Origin of the sequence: Salipiger bermudensis, from assembly GCF_020171625.1 — a bacterium.
In the GTDB taxonomy this organism is placed as follows: domain Bacteria; phylum Pseudomonadota; class Alphaproteobacteria; order Rhodobacterales; family Rhodobacteraceae; genus Salipiger; species Salipiger bermudensis_B.
Window position 1 is genome coordinate 250,239 of sequence record NZ_JAIUZY010000001.1, and the last position, 17,972, is coordinate 268,210.

The 17,972-nt window shown below is 67.2% G+C and carries 19 protein-coding genes, 1 tRNA gene and 1 other RNA gene; 9 read left to right on the plus strand and 12 right to left on the minus strand.

Annotation, left to right across the window (positions count from 1 at the left end):
• Window positions 1–14: 14 nt before the first annotated feature.
• Window positions 15–611 carry a gamma-glutamyl kinase gene (locus LCM15_RS01145; RefSeq protein WP_224852395.1) on the minus strand — a complete coding sequence of 199 codons (597 nt, stop codon included), beginning with the start codon at window positions 609–611 and terminating at the stop codon, window positions 15–17.
• A gap of 178 nt (window positions 612–789) precedes the next feature.
• Here LCM15_RS01145 and recA point away from each other — a divergent pair, with 178 nt between their 5' ends.
• The 4 genes from recA to LCM15_RS01165 all read left to right on the plus strand — a co-directional run bounded on the left by recA (window position 790) and on the right by LCM15_RS01165 (window position 5,440).
• Complete coding sequence (gene recA / locus LCM15_RS01150) at window positions 790–1,863, plus strand: recombinase RecA (RefSeq protein ID WP_224852396.1); 1,074 nt, start codon at window positions 790–792, stop codon at window positions 1,861–1,863.
• A gap of 323 nt (window positions 1,864–2,186) precedes the next feature.
• Window positions 2,187–4,862 carry an alanine--tRNA ligase gene (alaS, locus tag LCM15_RS01155; protein ID WP_224852397.1) on the plus strand — a complete coding sequence of 892 codons (2,676 nt, stop codon included), beginning with the start codon at window positions 2,187–2,189 and terminating at the stop codon, window positions 4,860–4,862.
• A gap of 4 nt (window positions 4,863–4,866) precedes the next feature.
• Entirely contained in the window at window positions 4,867–5,151 is a 285-nt protein-coding gene (locus LCM15_RS01160) for a DUF1330 domain-containing protein (protein ID WP_224852398.1), read from the plus strand.
• A 1-nt stretch (window position 5,152) separates the two neighbouring features.
• Window positions 5,153–5,440: a DUF1330 domain-containing protein gene (locus LCM15_RS01165; RefSeq protein WP_224852399.1), complete on the plus strand. Its 288-nt coding sequence runs from the start codon at window positions 5,153–5,155 to the stop codon at window positions 5,438–5,440.
• Window positions 5,441–5,561: 121 nt separating this feature from the next.
• Here LCM15_RS01165 and LCM15_RS01170 read toward each other — a convergent pair.
• A tRNA-Leu gene (locus tag LCM15_RS01170) sits at window positions 5,562–5,647 on the minus strand.
• Window positions 5,648–5,849: 202 nt separating this feature from the next.
• Here LCM15_RS01170 and lipA point away from each other — a divergent pair.
• A complete protein-coding gene (lipA, locus tag LCM15_RS01175) occupies window positions 5,850–6,800 on the plus strand; it encodes a lipoyl synthase (RefSeq protein ID WP_224852400.1) in 951 nt (316 codons plus the stop codon).
• Window positions 6,801–6,918: 118 nt separating this feature from the next.
• Here lipA and LCM15_RS01180 read toward each other — a convergent pair whose 3' ends face one another.
• The 7 genes from LCM15_RS01180 to ssrA all read right to left on the minus strand — a co-directional run bounded on the left by LCM15_RS01180 (window position 6,919) and on the right by ssrA (window position 12,176).
• On the minus strand, window positions 6,919–7,146 hold the full coding sequence (locus LCM15_RS01180; protein ID WP_224852401.1) for a ribbon-helix-helix domain-containing protein: 228 nt from the start codon (window positions 7,144–7,146) through the stop codon (window positions 6,919–6,921).
• On the minus strand, window positions 7,143–7,319 hold the full coding sequence (locus LCM15_RS01185) for a DUF4169 family protein (protein ID WP_224852402.1): 177 nt from the start codon (window positions 7,317–7,319) through the stop codon (window positions 7,143–7,145). Before LCM15_RS01185 ends, LCM15_RS01180 begins: the two co-directional genes overlap by 4 nt.
• 294 nt (window positions 7,320–7,613) lie before the next feature.
• Window positions 7,614–9,008, minus strand: a complete 1,395-nt coding sequence (fumC, locus tag LCM15_RS01190; RefSeq protein ID WP_224852403.1) for a class II fumarate hydratase — start codon at window positions 9,006–9,008, stop codon at window positions 7,614–7,616.
• A gap of 118 nt (window positions 9,009–9,126) precedes the next feature.
• On the minus strand, window positions 9,127–9,603 hold the full coding sequence (locus tag LCM15_RS01195) for an SspB family protein (RefSeq protein ID WP_224852404.1): 477 nt from the start codon (window positions 9,601–9,603) through the stop codon (window positions 9,127–9,129).
• Between the two features lie 131 nt (window positions 9,604–9,734).
• Window positions 9,735–10,985, minus strand: a complete 1,251-nt coding sequence (chrA, locus tag LCM15_RS01200; protein WP_224852405.1) for a chromate efflux transporter — start codon at window positions 10,983–10,985, stop codon at window positions 9,735–9,737.
• A gap of 56 nt (window positions 10,986–11,041) precedes the next feature.
• Window positions 11,042–11,698: a DUF1194 domain-containing protein gene (locus tag LCM15_RS01205; protein ID WP_224852406.1), complete on the minus strand. Its 657-nt coding sequence runs from the start codon at window positions 11,696–11,698 to the stop codon at window positions 11,042–11,044.
• 125 nt (window positions 11,699–11,823) lie between these two features.
• Window positions 11,824–12,176, minus strand: a transfer-messenger RNA (tmRNA) gene (gene ssrA, locus LCM15_RS01210).
• Window positions 12,177–12,441: 265 nt separating this feature from the next.
• On the opposite strand from ssrA, the gene purM reads away from it, so the two are divergent.
• Both purM and purN read left to right on the plus strand, forming a co-directional pair.
• Window positions 12,442–13,488 carry a phosphoribosylformylglycinamidine cyclo-ligase gene (gene purM, locus LCM15_RS01215; RefSeq protein ID WP_224852407.1) on the plus strand — a complete coding sequence of 349 codons (1,047 nt, stop codon included), beginning with the start codon at window positions 12,442–12,444 and terminating at the stop codon, window positions 13,486–13,488.
• Window positions 13,485–14,081 carry a phosphoribosylglycinamide formyltransferase gene (purN, locus tag LCM15_RS01220; protein WP_224852408.1) on the plus strand — a complete coding sequence of 199 codons (597 nt, stop codon included), beginning with the start codon at window positions 13,485–13,487 and terminating at the stop codon, window positions 14,079–14,081. Before purM ends, purN begins: the two co-directional genes overlap by 4 nt.
• On the opposite strand, the gene LCM15_RS01225 is transcribed toward purN, so the two are convergent.
• The gene (locus LCM15_RS01225) at window positions 14,068–14,253 is read right to left on the minus strand and encodes a hypothetical protein (RefSeq protein WP_224852409.1); all 186 of its coding nucleotides are present in this window, start codon (window positions 14,251–14,253) and stop codon (window positions 14,068–14,070) included. The genes purN and LCM15_RS01225 overlap by 14 nt on opposite strands.
• Window positions 14,254–14,492: 239 nt before the next feature.
• Here LCM15_RS01225 and rnd point away from each other — a divergent pair, with 239 nt between their 5' ends.
• Complete coding sequence (gene rnd, locus LCM15_RS01230) at window positions 14,493–15,650, plus strand: ribonuclease D (protein WP_224852410.1); 1,158 nt, start codon at window positions 14,493–14,495, stop codon at window positions 15,648–15,650.
• A gap of 90 nt (window positions 15,651–15,740) precedes the next feature.
• On the opposite strand, the gene LCM15_RS01235 is transcribed toward rnd, so the two are convergent.
• On the minus strand, window positions 15,741–16,247 hold the full coding sequence (locus LCM15_RS01235; protein ID WP_224852411.1) for a hypothetical protein: 507 nt from the start codon (window positions 16,245–16,247) through the stop codon (window positions 15,741–15,743).
• A 131-nt stretch (window positions 16,248–16,378) separates the two neighbouring features.
• Between LCM15_RS01235 and LCM15_RS01240 the strand changes: the two genes are divergently transcribed.
• On the plus strand, window positions 16,379–16,786 hold the full coding sequence (locus LCM15_RS01240; protein WP_224852412.1) for a SufE family protein: 408 nt from the start codon (window positions 16,379–16,381) through the stop codon (window positions 16,784–16,786).
• Window positions 16,787–16,997: 211 nt separating this feature from the next.
• On the opposite strand, the gene LCM15_RS01245 is transcribed toward LCM15_RS01240, so the two are convergent.
• Complete coding sequence (locus LCM15_RS01245) at window positions 16,998–17,963, minus strand: putative zinc-binding metallopeptidase (RefSeq protein WP_224852413.1); 966 nt, start codon at window positions 17,961–17,963, stop codon at window positions 16,998–17,000.
• Window positions 17,964–17,972: the final 9 nt, after the last annotated feature.

Genomic DNA, 17,972 nt, shown 5'->3' on the forward strand with positions numbered 1-17,972 from the left:
GGCTCAGCCCTGCGTCAGCCCTGCGCGCGTTCCCAGATGTCGAAATCGGCGGCGCATTTGCGGCGCAGCTTCGCCTCGAGCTCGGGCGAGAGGACAAGGTCGCCACGGGGCGAGACATTCTCGCGCGGCAGATCGAGCGTCACGCCGAGCCGGTCCTCGAGAAAGGCGATGATGCTGGCCTGGTTCTCGTACCGGAAGAGCTGGCTCACCCCGGTGCCGTTGGGCCGCGGCTCCACGAACTTGGCCTGGCTGCCGACATTGGCGAAGGGCGGGCGCTCGCCGCGCGTGTAGGCCTCGACGAAGTCGTCGAAACTGATCCCGCGGGTCGAGGTTGGCTTGCCGTCGAGAAAGCCGCGCTGGCGGTAACGGTACCACGATCCCAGCCACGACACTGGTTCGCGGATCACCGCCATCAGCTCCATGTCCGGCGTGCCCATCTTCTCGAACATCGGGCGGAAGAAGCGGTTGTAGCGGTAGACCGGCGCGTGTTTGAGCTCTGGCGGATCGAGCACCGTCATCGAGGCGTGCGGCGCCAGCGCGGATTCGTAAGCCGAGCTGCCCGTCTTGGGAACCGCCAGCAGCACCAATCGCGCCTTCCAGAATACCAGCATCGGTGAAACCTCCCGGATCTTCCGCCTGTAAACCACTCTTTAACCTTGAGAGAGAAGAGTGGTCCACGGAAAAGATCTTGAAATGTTCTTCTTTTGGTCCCATAACGGTATGAGAACAAGAGGCGAACAAAGCAGCGATTGCCGCCCTCGCACGGGTGTGGAATAAGGACTGAAACGCATGGCAACGGCAGATCTTCTGACTATGGACAGCAAGAAAGACGCAAACCGGCAGAAAGCCCTCGATTCCGCGCTGGCGCAGATCGAACGGCAGTTCGGCAAGGGCTCGATCATGAAGCTCGGTGGCGACAACGTCTTGAAGGACATCGAGGCGACCTCGACCGGCTCGCTCGGTCTGGATATCGCGCTCGGCATCGGCGGCCTGCCCAAGGGCCGCATCATCGAGGTCTACGGCCCCGAGAGCTCGGGCAAGACGACGCTCACGCTGCACGTGGTGGCGGAAGAGCAGAAAAAGGGCGGCGTCTGCGCTTTCGTCGATGCCGAGCACGCGCTCGATCCGCAATACGCCAAGAAGCTGGGCGTCGATCTGGACGAGCTGCTGATCTCGCAGCCCGACACCGGCGAACAGGCGCTCGAGATCACCGACACGCTGGTGCGGTCCGGCGCGGTCAGCCTCGTGGTTGTCGACTCGGTGGCGGCGCTGACGCCGAAATCCGAGCTCGAGGGCGACATGGGCGATTCGAGTGTCGGCGTGCAGGCCCGCCTGATGAGCCAGGCGATGCGCAAGCTCACCGGCTCGATCAGCCGCTCGAACTGCATGGTGATCTTCATCAACCAGATCCGGATGAAGATCGGCGTGATGTTCGGCTCGCCGGAAACCACCACCGGCGGCAACGCGCTGAAGTTCTACAGCTCGGTGCGTCTTGATATCCGCCGCATCGGTGCGATCAAGGACCGCGACGAGGTGGTCGGCAACCAGACCCGCGTGAAGGTGGTGAAGAACAAGGTGGCGCCGCCGTTCAAGCAGGTCGAGTTCGACATCATGTATGGCGAGGGCATCTCGAAGATGGGCGAACTGCTCGACCTCGGGGTGAAGGCCGGCGTGGTCGACAAATCCGGCGCCTGGTATTCCTATGGCGACGAGCGCATCGGCCAGGGCCGCGAGAACGCCAAGACCTTCCTGCGCGAGAACAGCCGGATCTCGCTCGAGATCGAGGACAAGATCCGCGCCGCCCACGGACTGGATTTCCACATGTCCGAAGAGGACGGTGGCGACGACGTGATGGAAAGCTGAGATCCGTTTCGTGCCCTCGGGCAGTCGGTTTTCAAACGGGGGCGCTCCTGTGGGAGCGCCTCTTTTTTGTTTGCGGGGAGGGGCGCTGCCCCTCTGCCGCGCGGGCGCGCGGCATTCACCCCGAGGTATTTGTCGAACCAGAGAAGAGGGGGCGCGGCGCGAGAGAGAAGCGGCGTGCCCGGGACGGGAGGCGGTGGCCGGCGCGGGGCGGAAGGCGATGGTCGGGGCGGGTGGCGGCTTTTCTGTCGCGGCTTATGGACAGGGGGCGGGCGTGGCGATACACCTGCGCGAACCTCTGAGATGCCAGCCAGACAAGGACGACCATGCCGAGCCTGAACGATATCCGCTCAACCTTTCTGGGCTATTTCGAGAAGCAGGGACACCAGGTGGTGCCCTCGAGCCCGCTCGTGCCGCGCAACGACCCCACGCTCATGTTTACCAACTCGGGCATGGTGCAGTTCAAGAACCTCTTCACCGGGGTCGAGACGCGCGATTACCAGCGCGCCACCTCGGCGCAGAAATGCGTGCGTGCGGGCGGCAAGCACAACGATCTCGACAACGTGGGCTACACCGCCCGCCACCACACCTTCTTCGAGATGATGGGGAACTTCTCCTTCGGGGACTATTTCAAGAAGGAAGCCATCCCCTTCGCCTGGGAGCTGGTGACGCGCGAGCTCGACATCCCCGCCGAGCGGCTTCTGGTGACGGTCTACCACACCGATGACGAGGCGGCCGAGATCTGGAAAAAGGTCGGCGTTCCGGACGACCGGATCATCCGCATCGACACCACCGACAATTTCTGGATGATGGGGCCGACCGGGCCCTGCGGCCCGTGCACCGAGATCTTCTTCGATCACGGCGACAAGTACTGGGGTGGCCCTCCGGGCTCTCCCGAAGAGGATGGCGACCGCTTCGTCGAGATCTGGAACCTCGTCTTCATGCAGAACGAGCAGTTCGAGGACGGCTCGATGCGGGCGCTCGACATGCAGTCGATCGACACCGGCATGGGCATCGAGCGGGTCGCGGCGCTGCTGCAGGGCACCAACGACAACTATGCGACCGACCTGATCCGGGCGCTGATCGAGGCCTCGGCGGACGCCACCTCGAGCGATCCCGACGGCCCGGGCAAGACCCATCACCGGGTCATCGCCGATCACCTGCGCTCGACCTCGTTCCTGATCGCCGACGGCGTGATGCCCTCGAACGATGGCCGCGGCTACGTGCTGCGCCGGATCATGCGCCGCGCCATGCGCCATGCCCACATGCTGGGCGCCAAGGACCCGGTCATGTACCGGCTGGTGCCGGCGCTGGTGCGCCAGATGGGGCAGGCCTACCCGGAACTCGTGCGCGCCCAGCCGCTGATCGAGGAGACGCTGAAGCTCGAGGAGACGCGCTTCAAGCAGACCCTCGACCGCGGCCTAAAGCTGCTCGACGACGAGCTGGTGGGGCTGGGCGAGGGCGCCAAGCTGCCCGGCCAGGCGGCGTTCAAGCTCTACGACACCTACGGCTTCCCGCTCGACCTGACGCAGGACGCGCTGCGCGAGCGTGGCCGCGAGGTCGACACCGGCGGCTTCGACGAAGCCATGGCTGAGCAGAAGGCCAAGGCGCGCGCCGCGTGGTCGGGCTCGGGCGAGGCGGCGGATCTCGCGATCTGGTTCGAGATCGCAGATGCCAAGGGCGCCACGGATTTCCTCGGCTACGACACCGAGACCGCCGAGGGCCAGATGCTGGCGCTGGTCAAGGACGGCGCGGAGGTCGACGCGCTCGAGGCCGGCGAGAGCGGCTGGGTGGTGCTGAACCAGACGCCGTTCTACGGCGAGAGCGGTGGCCAGGTCGGCGACAGCGGCTGGATGCGCCGGCTCGAGGACGAGGACGACGTCGCCGAGGTCACCGACACCCAGAAAATGGGCGGCGGCAAGGTCTTCGCGCATCAGGTGACGATCAAGCAGGGCCGCTTTGCCAAGGGTGAGGCGGTGGCGCTCGAGGTCGATCACGCACGCCGCGGCAAGATCCGCGCCAACCACTCGGCCACGCACCTGCTGCACGAGGCCCTGCGCCGGGCGCTTGGCGATCACGTGGCGCAGCGCGGCTCGCTGAACGCACCGGAGCGGCTGCGCTTCGACTTCAGCCACGCCAAGGCGCTGACGCCCGAGGAGATCTCGCAGGTCGAGCGTGAGGTAAACGCCTTCATCCGGCAGAACTCGGCGGTGAACACCCGCATCATGACGCCCGACGATGCCCGCGGCCTCGGCGCGCAGGCGCTCTTCGGCGAGAAGTACGGCGATGAGGTGCGCGTGGTGTCGATGGGCACCGAGCTGGGCTCCGGCAAAGGCACCGATGGCGAGACCTACTCGATCGAGCTCTGCGGCGGCACCCACGTGGCGCAGACCGGCGATATCGGCACCTTCGTGCTGACCTCCGAGACCGCCTCGGCGGCGGGAGTGCGGCGCATCGAGGCGCTGACCGGCGAGGCCGCGATGGCCGAACTACGTGGGCGCGACAAGGCGCTTGGCGAAATCGAGGGTCTGCTCAAGGCGCATGGCAGCGACGCTGTCGCGCGCGTGGGTGCGCTGCTCGACGAGCGCCGCAAGCTCGAGAACGAGGTGGCGCAGCTGCGCCGCGATCTCGCCATGGCCGGCGGCGCCGGACAGGGCGGCGGCGCCGAGGCGCGCGAGGTGGGCGGTGTCCCGTTCGTGGCGCAGGTGCTGAGCGGCGTGTCGGGCAAGGACCTGCCGCCGCTGATCGACGAGCACAAGGCGCGGCTGGGATCGGGCGCGGTGCTGCTGATTGCCGATACCGGCGGCAAGGTCGCCGTGGCGGCGGGCGTCACCGAGGACCTCACCGGCAGCCACTCGGCGGTCGATCTGGTGAAGGCGGCGGTCGAGGCGCTTGGCGGCAAGGGCGGCGGTGGACGGCCCGACATGGCGCAGGGCGGGGCAAAGGACGCCTCCGAGGCCGACGCGGCGATCAAGGCGGCGGAAGCCGTGCTGGCGGGGTGATCGGATGACGGCCTACATGATCGCCCGCATCGACGTCACCGATCCCGAGGAATACGCGATCTATGCGGGCCAGACCGTGGCGCTCGCCGAGAAGTTCGGCGGGCGGTACCTGGTCAAGGGCGGCCCGCAGCAGGTGGTCGAGGGCGCGGCCCCGACCCGCCACGTGATCGTCGAGTTTCCGAGCCGCGCTGCCGCGGAGCGCTGGTTCAATTCCCCGGAATATCAGCGCATCCTGCCGATCGCCCTGCGGGCGTCGACGCGGGATGTGGTCATCGTCGAAGGAGTCTGAGATGCCTGCACTGTGGATCGCGCATGTGACGGTCACCGATGAAGAGGCCTATGGCCGCTACGCCACGCTGGCCGGCCCGGCCATCGCCAAGCATGGCGGGGAGTTCATCGCCCGGGCCGGGCGCTACGTCCAGCTCGAGGGCAAGGAGCGCCCGCGCAATGTGGTGGCGCGGTTCGACAGCGTCGAGGCCGCCGAGGCATGCTACCACTCGCCGGATTACCAGGAGGCGCTGAGCCATGCGCGCGGCGCCTCGGAGCGCGAGCTGCTGATCGTGGAGACCAGCGCGTAACCATCACACGAGTCAGGCGCGCCTTTCCGGAGGCGCGCTTTCTCTGTTCGGCCGGGCGATGTGCAGCTAGGCGCTGTCACGTTTTGGCGAGGTCGTTCGTCGCGAATGCTCGTGAGAGGGGTGGTACGGGCGGTGGGGCTCGAACCCACACTTCCTCTCGGAAATCGGATTTTGAATCCGACGCGTCTACCATTCCGCCACGCCCGCACTGGGATCCGATCTATCCAAGGCCGCGAAGCCCGTCCAGCCCGAAATCGCGCAGAGCCGGCGCCGCGCGCGGACAGGTGCAGGGGGAACACTCGGGACCAAGGGGATACGCGACCGGCGCCTGACGCCGGCTGCACTGGCAACTCCCCCTGCAGTGCTGTATGTTGCGGGGCAAGTCTTAAGATATTGCGGGGAAGAACCGTTGCGCGACATCAAGATCCCGACCGAGCGTCACCCGGAAAAGGCGCACCGCAAGGACAATCCGCAGCCCAAGAAGCCGGACTGGATCCGCGTCAAGGCGCCCACCGGCAAGGGCTACCAGGAGACCCATCGCATCATGCGCGAGCACAAGCTCGTCACGGTCTGCGAAGAGGCGGGATGTCCGAATGCCGGCGAATGCTGGAACCAGGGCCACGCCACCATGATGATCATGGGCGATATCTGCACGCGCGGCTGCTCGTTCTGCAACATCGCCACCGGCCGGCCCAATGCGCTCGACGTGTTCGAGCCCGGACGGGTGGCGGACGCGGTGCAGAAGCTGGGGCTGAATCACGTGGTGATCACGTCGGTCGACCGCGACGATCTCGAGGATGGCGGGGCGGAGCATTTCGCCCAGACCATCCGCGCCGTCCGTCATCGCTCGCCGTCGACCACGATCGAAATCCTGACGCCGGATTTCCTGAAATGCGCTCCCGAGGTGCTCGAGACGGTGGTGCGCGCCAAGCCGGACGTGTTCAACCACAACCTCGAAACCGTCCCGGGGCTCTACCCCGAGGTGCGCCCGGGCGCGCGCTATTTCCATTCGCTGCGCCTGTTGCAGCGGGTGAAAGAGATGGACCCGTCCATCTTCACCAAGTCGGGCATCATGGTGGGCCTTGGCGAGGACGCGCAGGCAGTGCGGCAGGTGATGGACGACATGCGCGCGGCGGATGTCGATTTCCTGACCATCGGCCAATACCTGCAGCCGACGCCGAAGCACCACGCGGTCGATCGCTTCGTCACGCCGGACGAGTTCGCGACCTACGAGAAGAACGCCTATGGCAAGGGCTTCCTGATGGTTTCGGCCACGCCGCTGACCCGCTCGAGCTACCACGCCGGCGACGACTTCGCGCGGCTGCGCGAGGCCCGCGAGCGCAAGCTGGCCGAGGCCTGAGGAGCGCACACCGAGCGCGGAAATACAAAGGGCGCCCCGATCCGGAGCGCCCTTTTTCGTGTGTCGCGGCGAAGGAGCCGCCCGTGGAAATTTCTTATTCTAAGAAATTTCTCACCGCTCAGCCGTTGGCGCGGGCTTTGACGTGTTTCAGCACGTAGACCCGGATTGCCGAGGCCAGCCCGGCCTCCAACCCGCGGGTCTCGTCGATCTCCGCGGCGAGCGCATTGAGCGCCTTGCCCTCGGCCTTGGCGATGGCGCGGAACTCGTGCCAGAACGCCTCTTCGAGAGAGACCGAGGTGCGGTGACCGCGCAGGCTGAGCGAATGCTTGATGGGGCGCCCAGTCATTCGTCCCGCCTGTGCCCGTCGAGATCGCGCTCGGCTCTCTCCGTCACGCTCTTGTCGCGCCCCTTGTCGGCCTTGCTGCGACCGTGCACGGCTGCATTGCGCTCCGCCGTCGTGCGCTTGTCGGCCTTGTCGCGGGCCTTACGAGCCTTGTTCAGGTTGATCACTTTGCTCATGCTGCGAAACCTAGCGCGGCCCATACGTTTCGCAACGGGCGATCCGGCGGCCCGAGAGGAAATTTGCGGGGCGGGAGTCTGGCCGTTCGTGGCGGCTGAAGCGCGGCGTTTCGAGTACGGCGCAGGGGCGGCGCAACCGCCGCCACGGGCGAGGCGCGGGGGCGTGCGCGTGTCCGTGCCCAAGGGCCAAAAATTTTAGCTAAAATTTTTGCGCCTCTGGCCGCGCAGTGGTGCCAAAAGAAAAAACGGGCCCGAAGGCCCGCTTTCGATAGTCGTCGTCGTGGGAAGCGCAGATCAGTCCTTCGGGCCGATCATCTGCTCGGGCCGCACCACGCGGTCGAAGGTCTCTTCGTCGACGAAGCCGAGGTTGATCGCCTCTTCGCGCAGCGTGGTACCGTTCTTGTGCGCGGTCTTGGCGACCTTGGTGGCGTTGTCGTAGCCGATGGTCGGCGCCAGCGCCGTCACCAGCATCAGCGATTCCTTCATCAGCTTCTCGATCCGGGCTTCGTTGGCCTGGATGCCGACCACCATGTTGTCGGTGAAGGCCGAGGCGCTGTCGCCCAGCAGCTGCATCGATTGCAGCACGTTGTAGCTCATCATCGGATTGTAGACGTTGAGCTCGAAATGACCCTGCGATCCGGCCATGCCGACGGCGGCGTCGTTGCCCATCACATGGGCGCAGACCATGGTCAGCGCCTCGGCCTGGGTCGGGTTCACCTTGCCGGGCATAATCGACGAGCCGGGCTCGTTCTCCGGCAGGATCAGCTCGCCGAGGCCCGAGCGCGGGCCCGAGCCCAGCAGGCGGATGTCGTTGGCGATCTTGAAGAGCGACGCGGCCACGGTCTTGAGCGCGCCGGAGAACATCACCATGGCGTCATGCGCCGCAAGCGCCTCGAACTTGTTCGGCGCGGTGACAAAGGGCAGGCCGGTGATCTCGGCCATGTTCGCGGCCACGGCCTCGCCCCAGCCCTTCTTGGTGTTGAGCCCGGTGCCCACGGCGGTGCCGCCCTGTGCCAGCTCGTAGATGTCGGGCAGGCAGGCCTCGACGCGGGCGATGCCCTTGCGGACCTGATGCGCGTAGCCCGAGAACTCCTGGCCCAGCGTCAGCGGGGTGGCGTCCTGGGTGTGGGTGCGGCCGATCTTGATGATGTCGCTGAATTCGTCACGCTTGGCTTCGAGTGCCGCTGCGAGCTTTTCCAGCCCCGGCAGCAGAACGTCGCGCGCCTGCATGGCGATGCCCACATGCATGGCGGTGGGGAAGGTGTCGTTCGAGGACTGGCCCATGTTGCAGTGATCGTTCGGGTGGACGGGCTTTTTCGAGCCCATCTCGCCGCCCAGCATCTCGATGGCACGGTTCGAGATCACCTCGTTGGCGTTCATGTTCGACTGGGTGCCCGAGCCGGTCTGCCAGACCACCAGCGGGAAGTTGTCGTCGAACTTGCCCTCGATCACCTCGCCGGCGGCGGCGATGATCGCGTCGGCGATCTCGGCCTCCATCGCGCCGTTGGCCTTGTTGGCCATGGCGCAGGCCTTCTTCACCACGCCGAGCGCACGGATGATCGGCACCGGCTGCTTTTCCCAGCCGATCGGGAAGTTCATTATCGAGCGCTGGGTCTGCGCGCCCCAGTACTTGTCTGCGGGAACCTCGAGCGGGCCGAAGCTGTCGGTTTCGGTGCGGGTCTGGGTCACGGGAACCTCCTTTGGTACGCGGTCGCGCAATCTCTTACCCCGTGGCTCGGGAAAGGCAAGGCTGCATACCAAGGGATACCGTTAACAGCCGGGTCTTAGGCTGCGCCGGCTGCCGGGATCACGGCTTGCGGAATGCGTCGAGGCGCACGACCTCCGCGTCGTGCTGCCCGTCCGAGGGGCGCTCCGGTCCGCCATCGGGCGGGGTCGGATCGTCCTCATCCTCGTCCTCCTCCTCCGAATCCTCCTGGGTTTCGAAGCGCAGGCCGAACTCGACCGAGGGATCCACGAAGGTCTTGATCGCGTGATAGGGGATATAGAGTCGTTCGGGCGCCTCGCCGAAGCTGAGCGTCACCGCAAAGCCATCCTCACCGACCTCGAGATCGTCGAAGCGGTGCTGCAGCACCACGGTCATCTCGCCGGGATAGCGGTCGGAGAGCCAGTCGGCCAGTTCGACATCCGGGTACTGCGTGTCGAAGGTGATGAAGAAATGGTGGTCGCCGGGAAGCCCTCGCTCGGCGACATCCGTGAGAACGTCGTGAATCAGGCCGCGCATGGCGCGATGCATGAGATTGCCGTAGTCGATGCCGCCGGACATGGCACTATTCCTTGTGGTCTTTGGGTGTACCTTATTCGATCTGGCAGCGAGGAAAAGCCTCTGCGGCAGGAAAATGCAAGCAGGTGTACCGAGGCGTCGTGCCTGCGCGCGTCCGGACGCGGCGCTTCCCCTCACGGCAGGACCTGGCCCATCGCCCAACCGGCAAGCGCCGTCAGCGCCAGCGTCAGCGGGACGGAGCGCTTGAATGTCACCAGCAGGAGCGCGGCAAACGCGACGAGGACCACCGCGTTCGGGTGCAGGCTCGAGGGCACCGGCAGTGTCGCCGCAAGCGGTGCGTGCGCGGTGATGGTTTCGGCAAACAGCACGTGCAGGGCGAACCACAGCGACAGGTTGGCGATGACGCCGAGCACCGCCGCGGTGATCGCCGACAGCGCGCCCTGCAGCCGCGGGCGGGCGAGCAGCCTCTCGAGATGCGGCGCGAAGGCGAAGATCCACAGGAAGCAGGGCAGGAAGGTCATCCACAGCGTCAGCAGGGAAGCCGCCAGCGCCAGCCCCCAGCCGCCCGCCTCGTGGCCGATGAGCTGGCCGGTGAACTGGGTGACGAGGATCAGCGGCCCCGGGGTGGTCTCGGCCAGCCCCAGCGCATCGACCATCTGCTCCGGCGTCAGCCAGCCGCGAATCTGCACCACCTCCTGCGCCATCCACGCCAGCACCGCATAGGCCCCGCCGAACGAGACCACCGCGAGCTTGGCGAAGAACAGCCCCAGATCGAAGAGCAGCGTCTCGCCCGAGAACCACAGCAGCGGCAGCGGCAGCAACCAGAGCGCGCCCCAAAGCGCGATTCGGGGCAGGGTGGGAGCACCATGTGCGGGTGACGGGGCGGTGTGCTCCACCGTGGCCCCGCCCGTGACCCAGCCCCAGAGACCGGCGATGGCAATCACCAGTGGGAAGGGGGCGGCAAAGAGGTAGAGCGCGGCGAAGGCGAGCGCGGCGAGCACCATGGCGGCGCGCCCCGAGAGCGCCTTGGCCCAGAGCCGCATCAGCGCCTGCACCACGATCACGATCACCGTGGCCTTCACACCGAGCAACAGTGCCTCGGTCTGCGGCGCGGTGCCGAAGGCCGCGTAGAGCGCCGCAAGGGCTGCGATCACCACCGCGCCGGGCAGCACGAAGAGCGCCCCCGCCAGAAGCCCGCCCGGCGTGCCGCGCAGGCGCCAGCCCGCGTAGGTGGCAAGCTGCATCGCTTCCGGCCCCGGCAGCAACATGCAAAAGCTCAGCGCCGAGAGGAACTGCTTCTCGGTGAGCCAGCCGCGCTCGTCGACGAGCACGCGGTGCATCAGGCCGATCTGCGCCGCGGGACCGCCGAAGCTGAGCAGGCCGATCCGGCCGAAGGCATGGAAAAGAGAGGAGAACGTGGGCATGGGTCCGCTTTGACCGGGCTCTGTAACGGCGTCATGACGCATCGGAGGGGGTCATCTCAGCCGGTCACGCGCGCGATCTCGCGCAGGATCTTGCGGCGCAGGGTCTCGGTATAGGCGCGGTGGCCGCGCGCGGTCATCACGAACCCGTCGCGGGTGATCAGTGCGCGGCGGAAGAAGTTGCTCACCGCGAGCCCGTGGCCCGGCGCCTCGATGGCGAGCGCGTTGACGGTGATTCCGGCGCGCTCGGCACGTTGGCGCGCGGCGGCGGGCGCGCCACCGGAATTGGGCGTGCCGTCGCCGGAGACGTCGATCACCCTGCGGCGGCAGTCGGGCGCGCTTGCGAAGGCGTCGACGGCGGCGTGCAGCGCCGGCCCGGGGGCGGTGTCGGAGAGCATGAAGGCGCGCTCCATCGCCATCGCCCGCGCCGAGAGGCCCGCCACGGCGGCGGGGCCGGTCATCCGGGTCCAGCCGATGCTAAGCTGCTGATGCGCCTCGCCGGCCCACTGCATCACCGCGATGGCGACCTGATCCTGCACGAGGGTCTCGGCGATCACCGGATCGGTCAGCGCGATGGCAAGGCCCTCCGCCTGAATGCGGTACTCGGCCAGATCGACCGAGTTCGACACATCCATCGCCAACAGCAGCGCCGTCTCGCAGGCCGGGGCCGCGCAGGGAGCGAGAAGCGAAAGGCAAAGGGGCAGGGCGCGCAGCATGGCGCGATGCTGGCAGCAGGCCGGTGCCCGGTCAATCGCGGTGAGCGTTGCTCCCGCGCGAAGATCGGTGAAGATCGGTGCAGGCGATGCGCGACCAGCCAAACCTGAGCCTGGGAATGTGGGGAAGTGCAGGCTTCTGTTGCCAGGTGCCTGCGAACCCCGCCTTACGCTGCAAGGCGCAAGGGCTTAGATTTCGGTCTTTCGGACTGCTTACGCAGCCAGAGCGACCGGAGCACGATTGTCGTTGGCAATTATGCAATGTGAACCGATAACGGTGGTATCTCACCGGGACAAAGCCACATCTTTACACGTTCGTCGATCCTGTTTCGGCCCCATGCCTCCCCCCAACGAAGGGTGATTTGGTGGAGCCGCCGGGTACCGCCCCCGGGTCCGATCCGCTTATTACATGCGCGTTTATGCCCATAGTCCCCGAAGGAACGAGTTGAATATAGGCAGGTTGCGTGCGGATTCAAAGGGGGTCTGGCGGGGGTGGAGCGAATTTCTTTGGCGGGTTTCCCTGTGGCGAGGGCGTGACGCCTCCGGCGGGAGTATTTTTGACGAAGAGAAGCAGGGGCGCTGCGCGTGGGGCCCCGGGGGTGCGCGGGATGCCTTCGGCGGGCGGGGCGTGGCAAGCAGGAGAGGCGGGTGATCCGGAGGGGCGTGGCGTGCGGGCGCTGCTGCTTGGCGCTTTTCTTCGCGGCGCGCTTGCGCTAAGCCCGCGCCCAACGAACCCGGAGGGCGATATGAGCGACGGCAAGAACGGCATTACCTACGCGGATGCGGGCGTGGACATCGACGCGGGCAACGCCCTTGTGGACCGCATCAAACCGGCAGCCAAGCGCACCAACCGGGCCGGCACCATGTCCGGCCTCGGCGGCTTCGGCGCGCTCTTCGACCTCAAGGCGGCGGGCTATACCGACCCGGTGCTGGTCGCCGCAACCGATGGCGTGGGCACCAAGCTGCGCATCGCGATCGACACCGGGCACCTCGATGGCGTCGGCATCGACCTCGTGGCGATGTGCGTCAACGACCTCGTCTGCCAAGGCGCCGAGCCGCTGTTCTTCCTCGACTACTTCGCCACCGGCAAGCTCGACACCGACAGCGCGGCGCGTGTCATCGAGGGCATCGCCGAGGGCTGTGTGCGCTCCGGTGCGGCGCTGATCGGCGGCGAGACCGCCGAGATGCCCGGCATGTACCCGGCGGGCGACTTCGACCTCGCGGGCTTTGCCGTCGGCGCCATGGAGCGCGGCAGCGACCTGCCCGCTGGCGTGACCGAGGGCGACGTGCTGCTGGGCCTCTCCTCGGACGGGGTGCATTCCAACGGCTACAGCCTCGTGCGCAAGCTGGTCGAGGTTTCGGGGCTGGGCTGGGAGGCCGACTGCCCCTGGGCCGAGGGCTCGCTCGGGGCGGCTCTGCTCACACCCACGCGGCTCTACGTCAAGCAGGCCCTGGCAGCGGTGCGCGCCGGCGGCGTTCACGCGCTGGCCCACATCACCGGCGGCGGTCTGACCGAGAACCTGCCGCGCGTGCTGCCCGAGGGCATGGGCGCCGAGATTAGCCTCGACGCCTGGGAGCTGCCGGCGGTGTTCAAGTGGATGGCCGAGACCGGCGGCATCGCGCCGGCCGAGATGCTCAAGACCTTCAACTGCGGCGTCGGCATGGTGCTGGCGGTCGATGCCTCGCGCGCCGAGGCAATCGCCGAGCTGCTGCGCGACGAGGGCGAGACGGTCTACATGCTTGGCACCGTCACCGGCACGGCGGGCATGTCCTACGAGGGCACGCTGTCTTGAAACGCGTCGCCATCTTCATCTCGGGCGGCGGCTCGAACATGGTGAAGCTGGTCGAGAGCATGACCGGCGATCACCCGGCGCGCCCGGTGCTGGTGCTGTCAAACCGCGCCGATGCCGGGGGTCTCGCGAAGGCCGCCGAGATGGGGGTGCCGACGGCGGTGGTCGACCACCGGCCCTTCAAGGGTGACCGCGAGGCCTTCCAGGAGGCGCTGCAGGCGGAACTGCTGAAGGCCGCGCCGGACATTCTCTGCCTCGCGGGCTTCATGCGGGTGCTGACGGCGAGCTTCGTGCAGAACTGGCAGGGGCGGATGCTCAACATCCACCCCTCGCTCCTGCCCAAGTATCGCGGGTTGCACACCCATGCGCGCGCCCTCGAGGCGGGCGACACGGAGCATGGCTGCACCGTGCACGAGGTGACCCCGGAACTCGACGAGGGGCCGATCCTCGGGCAGGCGGTGGTTCCGGTGCGGCCGGGCGACACGCCCGACGATCTGGCAGACCGCGTGCTGGTGCAGGAGCATCGGCTCTACCCGGCGGTGCTGCGGCGCTTTGCCGAGGGCAACCGCGAGACGCTGAGGCTCAGCGCCGGGTGACCAGCGACGGCGCGGCATTGCCGTGCCAGTCGCCCGGGTCGAGCGTCGCCGGCGGTGCCATCAGCGCCGGAACGCCCATTCCCAGAAGCAGGACGAGCGCCGTGAGGAGCGGGGCCAGCGGGATCCGGTCGGTGCGGCGCGCGGGCATGGGGGCTGTGTCGAGGCAGGTCATCTCGGGAACTCCGGTTTGGTGTCGGGATGCCCCAGAGATAGTCGCAGCGCCTCCATCTTTAAAATGAATGTTCGGCAGGTTCCACGTCACGAAACGTGATGGAATGATGCAGCGCGGACGCGGGCCGGGCGCGGCGGCGTCGCTTTCTGGTGCGGGGGCTTTGCTCTGCGCCGTGGCGGGTGTAGGACAGGCCGAACCGCAAGAGCGACACAACAAGATCACAAGCGCCCGGAGCCCGCATGAAGACCATCACCTCGACCGAAGATCTCGCCGCCTTCTGCCGCGAGGCTGCCACGGCACCCTATGTCACGGTCGACACGGAATTCCTGCGCGAGCGCACCTATTACTCGAAGCTCTGCCTGATCCAGCTGGCCTATCCGGGCCAGGGCGACGAGAACGCGGTGCTGGTCGATCCGCTGGCTGGCGATCTGTCGCTCGAGCCACTGCTCGAGCTCTTCCGCAACACCAGCGTGGTCAAGGTCTTCCACGCCGCGCGGCAGGATCTCGAGATCTTCTACATCGATCATGGCGTGATCCCCGACCCGCTGTTCGACACCCAGGTCGCGGCGATGGTCTGCGGCTTTGGCGAGCAAGTGGGCTACGAAACGCTGGTCAAGCGCATCGCCAAGCAGGGGCTCGACAAGTCGTCGCGCTTCACCGACTGGTCGCGCCGCCCGCTGACCGACGCGCAGAAGAAATACGCGCTCGCCGACGTGACCCACCTGCGGGTGATCTACGAATACCTCGCCGCCGAGCTCGAGCGCACCGGGCGCGCCCGCTGGGTCGCCGAGGAACTGGGCGTGCTGACCGATCCCGAGACCTACATCACCCGGCCCGAAGACGCCTGGCAACGGGTCAAGACGCGCTCGTCCAGCCCGCGCTTCCTCGCCATCGTGCGCGAGCTGGCTGCGTTCCGGGAGGACTACGCCCAGTCGCGCAACATCCCGCGCAACCGGGTGTTCAAGGACGACGCGCTGACCGAGCTGGCCTCGACCAAGCCGGCGACGATGGAGGATCTGGGACGCTCGCGGCTGCTGCTGCGCGAGGCCCGCAAGGGCGCGATCGCCGATGGCATCCTCGCGGCCATCAAGGCCGGCCTGGAATGCCCGAAGGAGGCGCTGCCCAAGCCGGACATCAGCAAGGATCAGCTGCAGGTGAACCCGGCGCTGGCGGATCTTCTGAGGGTGCTTCTGAAGGCGCGCACCGAGGCCTCTGGCGTGGCGGCGCGGCTGATCGCACCGGCGGCGGATCTCGATGCGATGGCGGCGGGGCTGCGCGACGTGAAGGCGCTGACCGGCTGGCGCCGAGAAGTGTTTGGAGAGGACGCTCTGCGCCTCTGCGAGGGCCGCATCGGCCTCGCGGTCAAGGGGCGCGACGTCGAGGTGATCGAGATCTGAGCGCCGCGCTCGAGCCGCGCTTCAGGTGGAACTGCAACGCCCCGCGAGGGGCGTTGTCGCGTTTTGGGGGCTTTGATGGGGCGTGGCGCCTCAGCGGCGCGACACCAGCACGTTGCTGCGCCCGGCCACGCGGACCTCGCGGATGCCGAAAAGCTCCTGATCGGTGAGCCAGACCGCCGCGGTGGCGCTGCGCGCCGCGGGGCGGACATTCGCCGGGCCCGCGGATTGCAGGGCGTTCATGGTGTAGGCGAGGGTGTCGCCATCGGTCTGCGTTTCGTCGGGGATCAGGCGCACCTCGAACGGGCCGGCGCGGTTGGCGGTGCCGGTGACGCGGATGATCGCACCGCCGGGACGGCGCTCGATCAGCAGCTCGGAGATCGTCTCGATCGGGCTGCCGAGATAGGTCTCGGCGGCGTTCCTGCGGAAGATCGACGCGCGCCGGGCCGGGATCAGGGGATTCGCGCTGCCGGTGGCACTGGCGTCGACGGCGACGGGCGCGGGTTCGCTCTGCCCGAACCAGTTGACCGGGTTCCAGGAGCTGCTGCACCCTGTCAGCACAACGCCGGCGACGATCACAACGGAAAGAGTTTTCTTCATGGCGTTTCTGCCCCTTGCCTGCCTCGCCAATGGGGTTAGCGCATCGCGCGGACCTTGAAAAGCACCGCGTTCCGGGGCTGGACCTTTGCGCGCGTGCTGCCTACCTGTGGGGCGACAGCAGGAGATGGTTCATGGCACAGGCAGCATTCGAAGAGGTGGTCGAGGATTTCGAGTTTCTCGAGGACTGGGAGGACCGCTACCGGATGGTGATCGAGATGGGCAAGGCGATGCCGGCGCTGCCCGAGGCGCTGAAGGTGCCCGCCACCAAGGTGGAGGGCTGCGCCAGCCAGGTCTGGCTGCATCCGAAGATCGAGGCGGGCGTGTTCCATTTCGACGGCGACAGCGACGCGATGATCGTGCGTGGCCTGATCGCGGTGCTGCACAAGCTCTATGACGGGCTGCCCGTGGGCGAGGTCGCGAAGCTCGATGCCCGCGCAGAGTTGGGCCGGTTGGGCCTGAATGAGCATCTGTCGGCGCAGCGGTCGAACGGGCTGCGCGCCATGGTCGAGCGTATCCAGACCACGGCTGCTGCGGCCTGATTGATATTATATCCAAACCCTTACGATTCGGTCTTCGTGTCAGGCCTGAGGTCTTAAGGAGAGGAAGGGGGCGCTGCCCCCTCTTGGCCTTTGGCCAATTCACCCCCGAGGTATTTTTGAACCAGAGAAGCCATGAGCGCGGCGCCCCTGGCGTCTCTTCGTCGAAAATACTCCCGCCGGAGGCAGCCGGGCATCGCGGCCGGGCGCGGGGTCAGACGTGCCCGTTGCGGCGCAGCCAGCCATGCGCGAAGGCGAGCTTGTCGCGCACCCCCTGGGCCAGGACGAACGGGTAGAGATCGGGCAGATCCATGGCGCGGTTGACGTGGTTCATCGCGATGGAGAGGTCGACCGCCACGGTGATCTCGGCCTCGGTATCGGTGGCGGCGTAGGCATCGTGGCCTGCGGGCGGGCCGTCGGGCAGGGCCAGTCCGGAGGCCGCGGCGCTGTCGACGAGGTCGATCAGATGCAGCAGGTGCGCGATGGTCTCGGCCCAGTCCTCGTGCGGGTGGGCGGTGGCGTAGCTGGTGATGTGGGTCTCGTCCGCCGGCTGGGGATCGGCATAGTGACGCCCGAGCGCGGCACCGTAATCGGCGCGCTCGTCGCCGAACAGGGCACGGAACTGCTCGAGGAAGTCGGGGTTCTCGGACAGGCGCAGGTGCAGGAAATGCGCCGTCTCGTGGCGCATGTGACCCAGCATGGTGCGGTAGAGCTCGCCAAGATCCTCCTGCCGTTGCGCCAGCACCGCGTCGCTGGCTTCGGACACGTTGATGGTGATCACCCCGTTGGCATGGCCCATGGTGATGTTCCGCTGCCCGGCGGCGGTCTGCTCGGAGAGCAGCTTGAACACCGGGCGGTCGCCGGGATCCGTCGGAGTGAACCAGCCCCACCGCGCAAGGTTGGCGAGCATCCAGCGTTTGGACCGTTCGGAGGTCTGCCAGAGCGGACGGTTGCCGTCCTCGCGCAGGTCGGGAAGCACCTCGGTCATCGCGCAGGAGCGGCAAAGCTCGCCTGAATCGGCCGTCCAGTTGCAGGCGATGAGATCGCGATTCGCGCAGGGCTCGCTCAGCGGCACCATGCGCTGCGCGTCGGGGTCGAAGCACACCTGCTCGCCGCAGGTGCAGCTGGTGTTGTGGAAATAGAGCGGGGCCCCGCAGCTGGGGCACTGAAAGATCTGCATCTGGGGGTC

Coding starts and splice junctions, on each gene's coding strand:
- LCM15_RS01145 (WP_224852395.1), bottom strand. CDS start 611: ATGCTGGTATTCTGGAAGGCGCGATTGGTGCTGCTGGCGGTTCCCAAG.
- recA (WP_224852396.1), top strand. CDS start 790: ATGGCAACGGCAGATCTTCTGACTATGGACAGCAAGAAAGACGCAAAC.
- alaS (WP_224852397.1), top strand. CDS start 2,187: ATGCCGAGCCTGAACGATATCCGCTCAACCTTTCTGGGCTATTTCGAG.
- LCM15_RS01160 (WP_224852398.1), top strand. CDS start 4,867: ATGACGGCCTACATGATCGCCCGCATCGACGTCACCGATCCCGAGGAA.
- LCM15_RS01165 (WP_224852399.1), top strand. CDS start 5,153: ATGCCTGCACTGTGGATCGCGCATGTGACGGTCACCGATGAAGAGGCC.
- LCM15_RS01180 (WP_224852401.1), bottom strand. CDS start 7,146: ATGACTGGGCGCCCCATCAAGCATTCGCTCAGCCTGCGCGGTCACCGC.
- LCM15_RS01185 (WP_224852402.1), bottom strand. CDS start 7,319: ATGAGCAAAGTGATCAACCTGAACAAGGCTCGTAAGGCCCGCGACAAG.
- LCM15_RS01195 (WP_224852404.1), bottom strand. CDS start 9,603: ATGTCCGGCGGCATCGACTACGGCAATCTCATGCATCGCGCCATGCGC.
- chrA (WP_224852405.1), bottom strand. CDS start 10,985: ATGCCCACGTTCTCCTCTCTTTTCCATGCCTTCGGCCGGATCGGCCTG.
- LCM15_RS01205 (WP_224852406.1), bottom strand. CDS start 11,698: ATGCTGCGCGCCCTGCCCCTTTGCCTTTCGCTTCTCGCTCCCTGCGCG.
- purM (WP_224852407.1), top strand. CDS start 12,442: ATGAGCGACGGCAAGAACGGCATTACCTACGCGGATGCGGGCGTGGAC.
- LCM15_RS01225 (WP_224852409.1), bottom strand. CDS start 14,253: ATGACCTGCCTCGACACAGCCCCCATGCCCGCGCGCCGCACCGACCGG.
- rnd (WP_224852410.1), top strand. CDS start 14,493: ATGAAGACCATCACCTCGACCGAAGATCTCGCCGCCTTCTGCCGCGAG.
- LCM15_RS01235 (WP_224852411.1), bottom strand. CDS start 16,247: ATGAAGAAAACTCTTTCCGTTGTGATCGTCGCCGGCGTTGTGCTGACA.
- LCM15_RS01240 (WP_224852412.1), top strand. CDS start 16,379: ATGGCACAGGCAGCATTCGAAGAGGTGGTCGAGGATTTCGAGTTTCTC.
- LCM15_RS01245 (WP_224852413.1), bottom strand. CDS start 17,963: ATGCAGATCTTTCAGTGCCCCAGCTGCGGGGCCCCGCTCTATTTCCAC.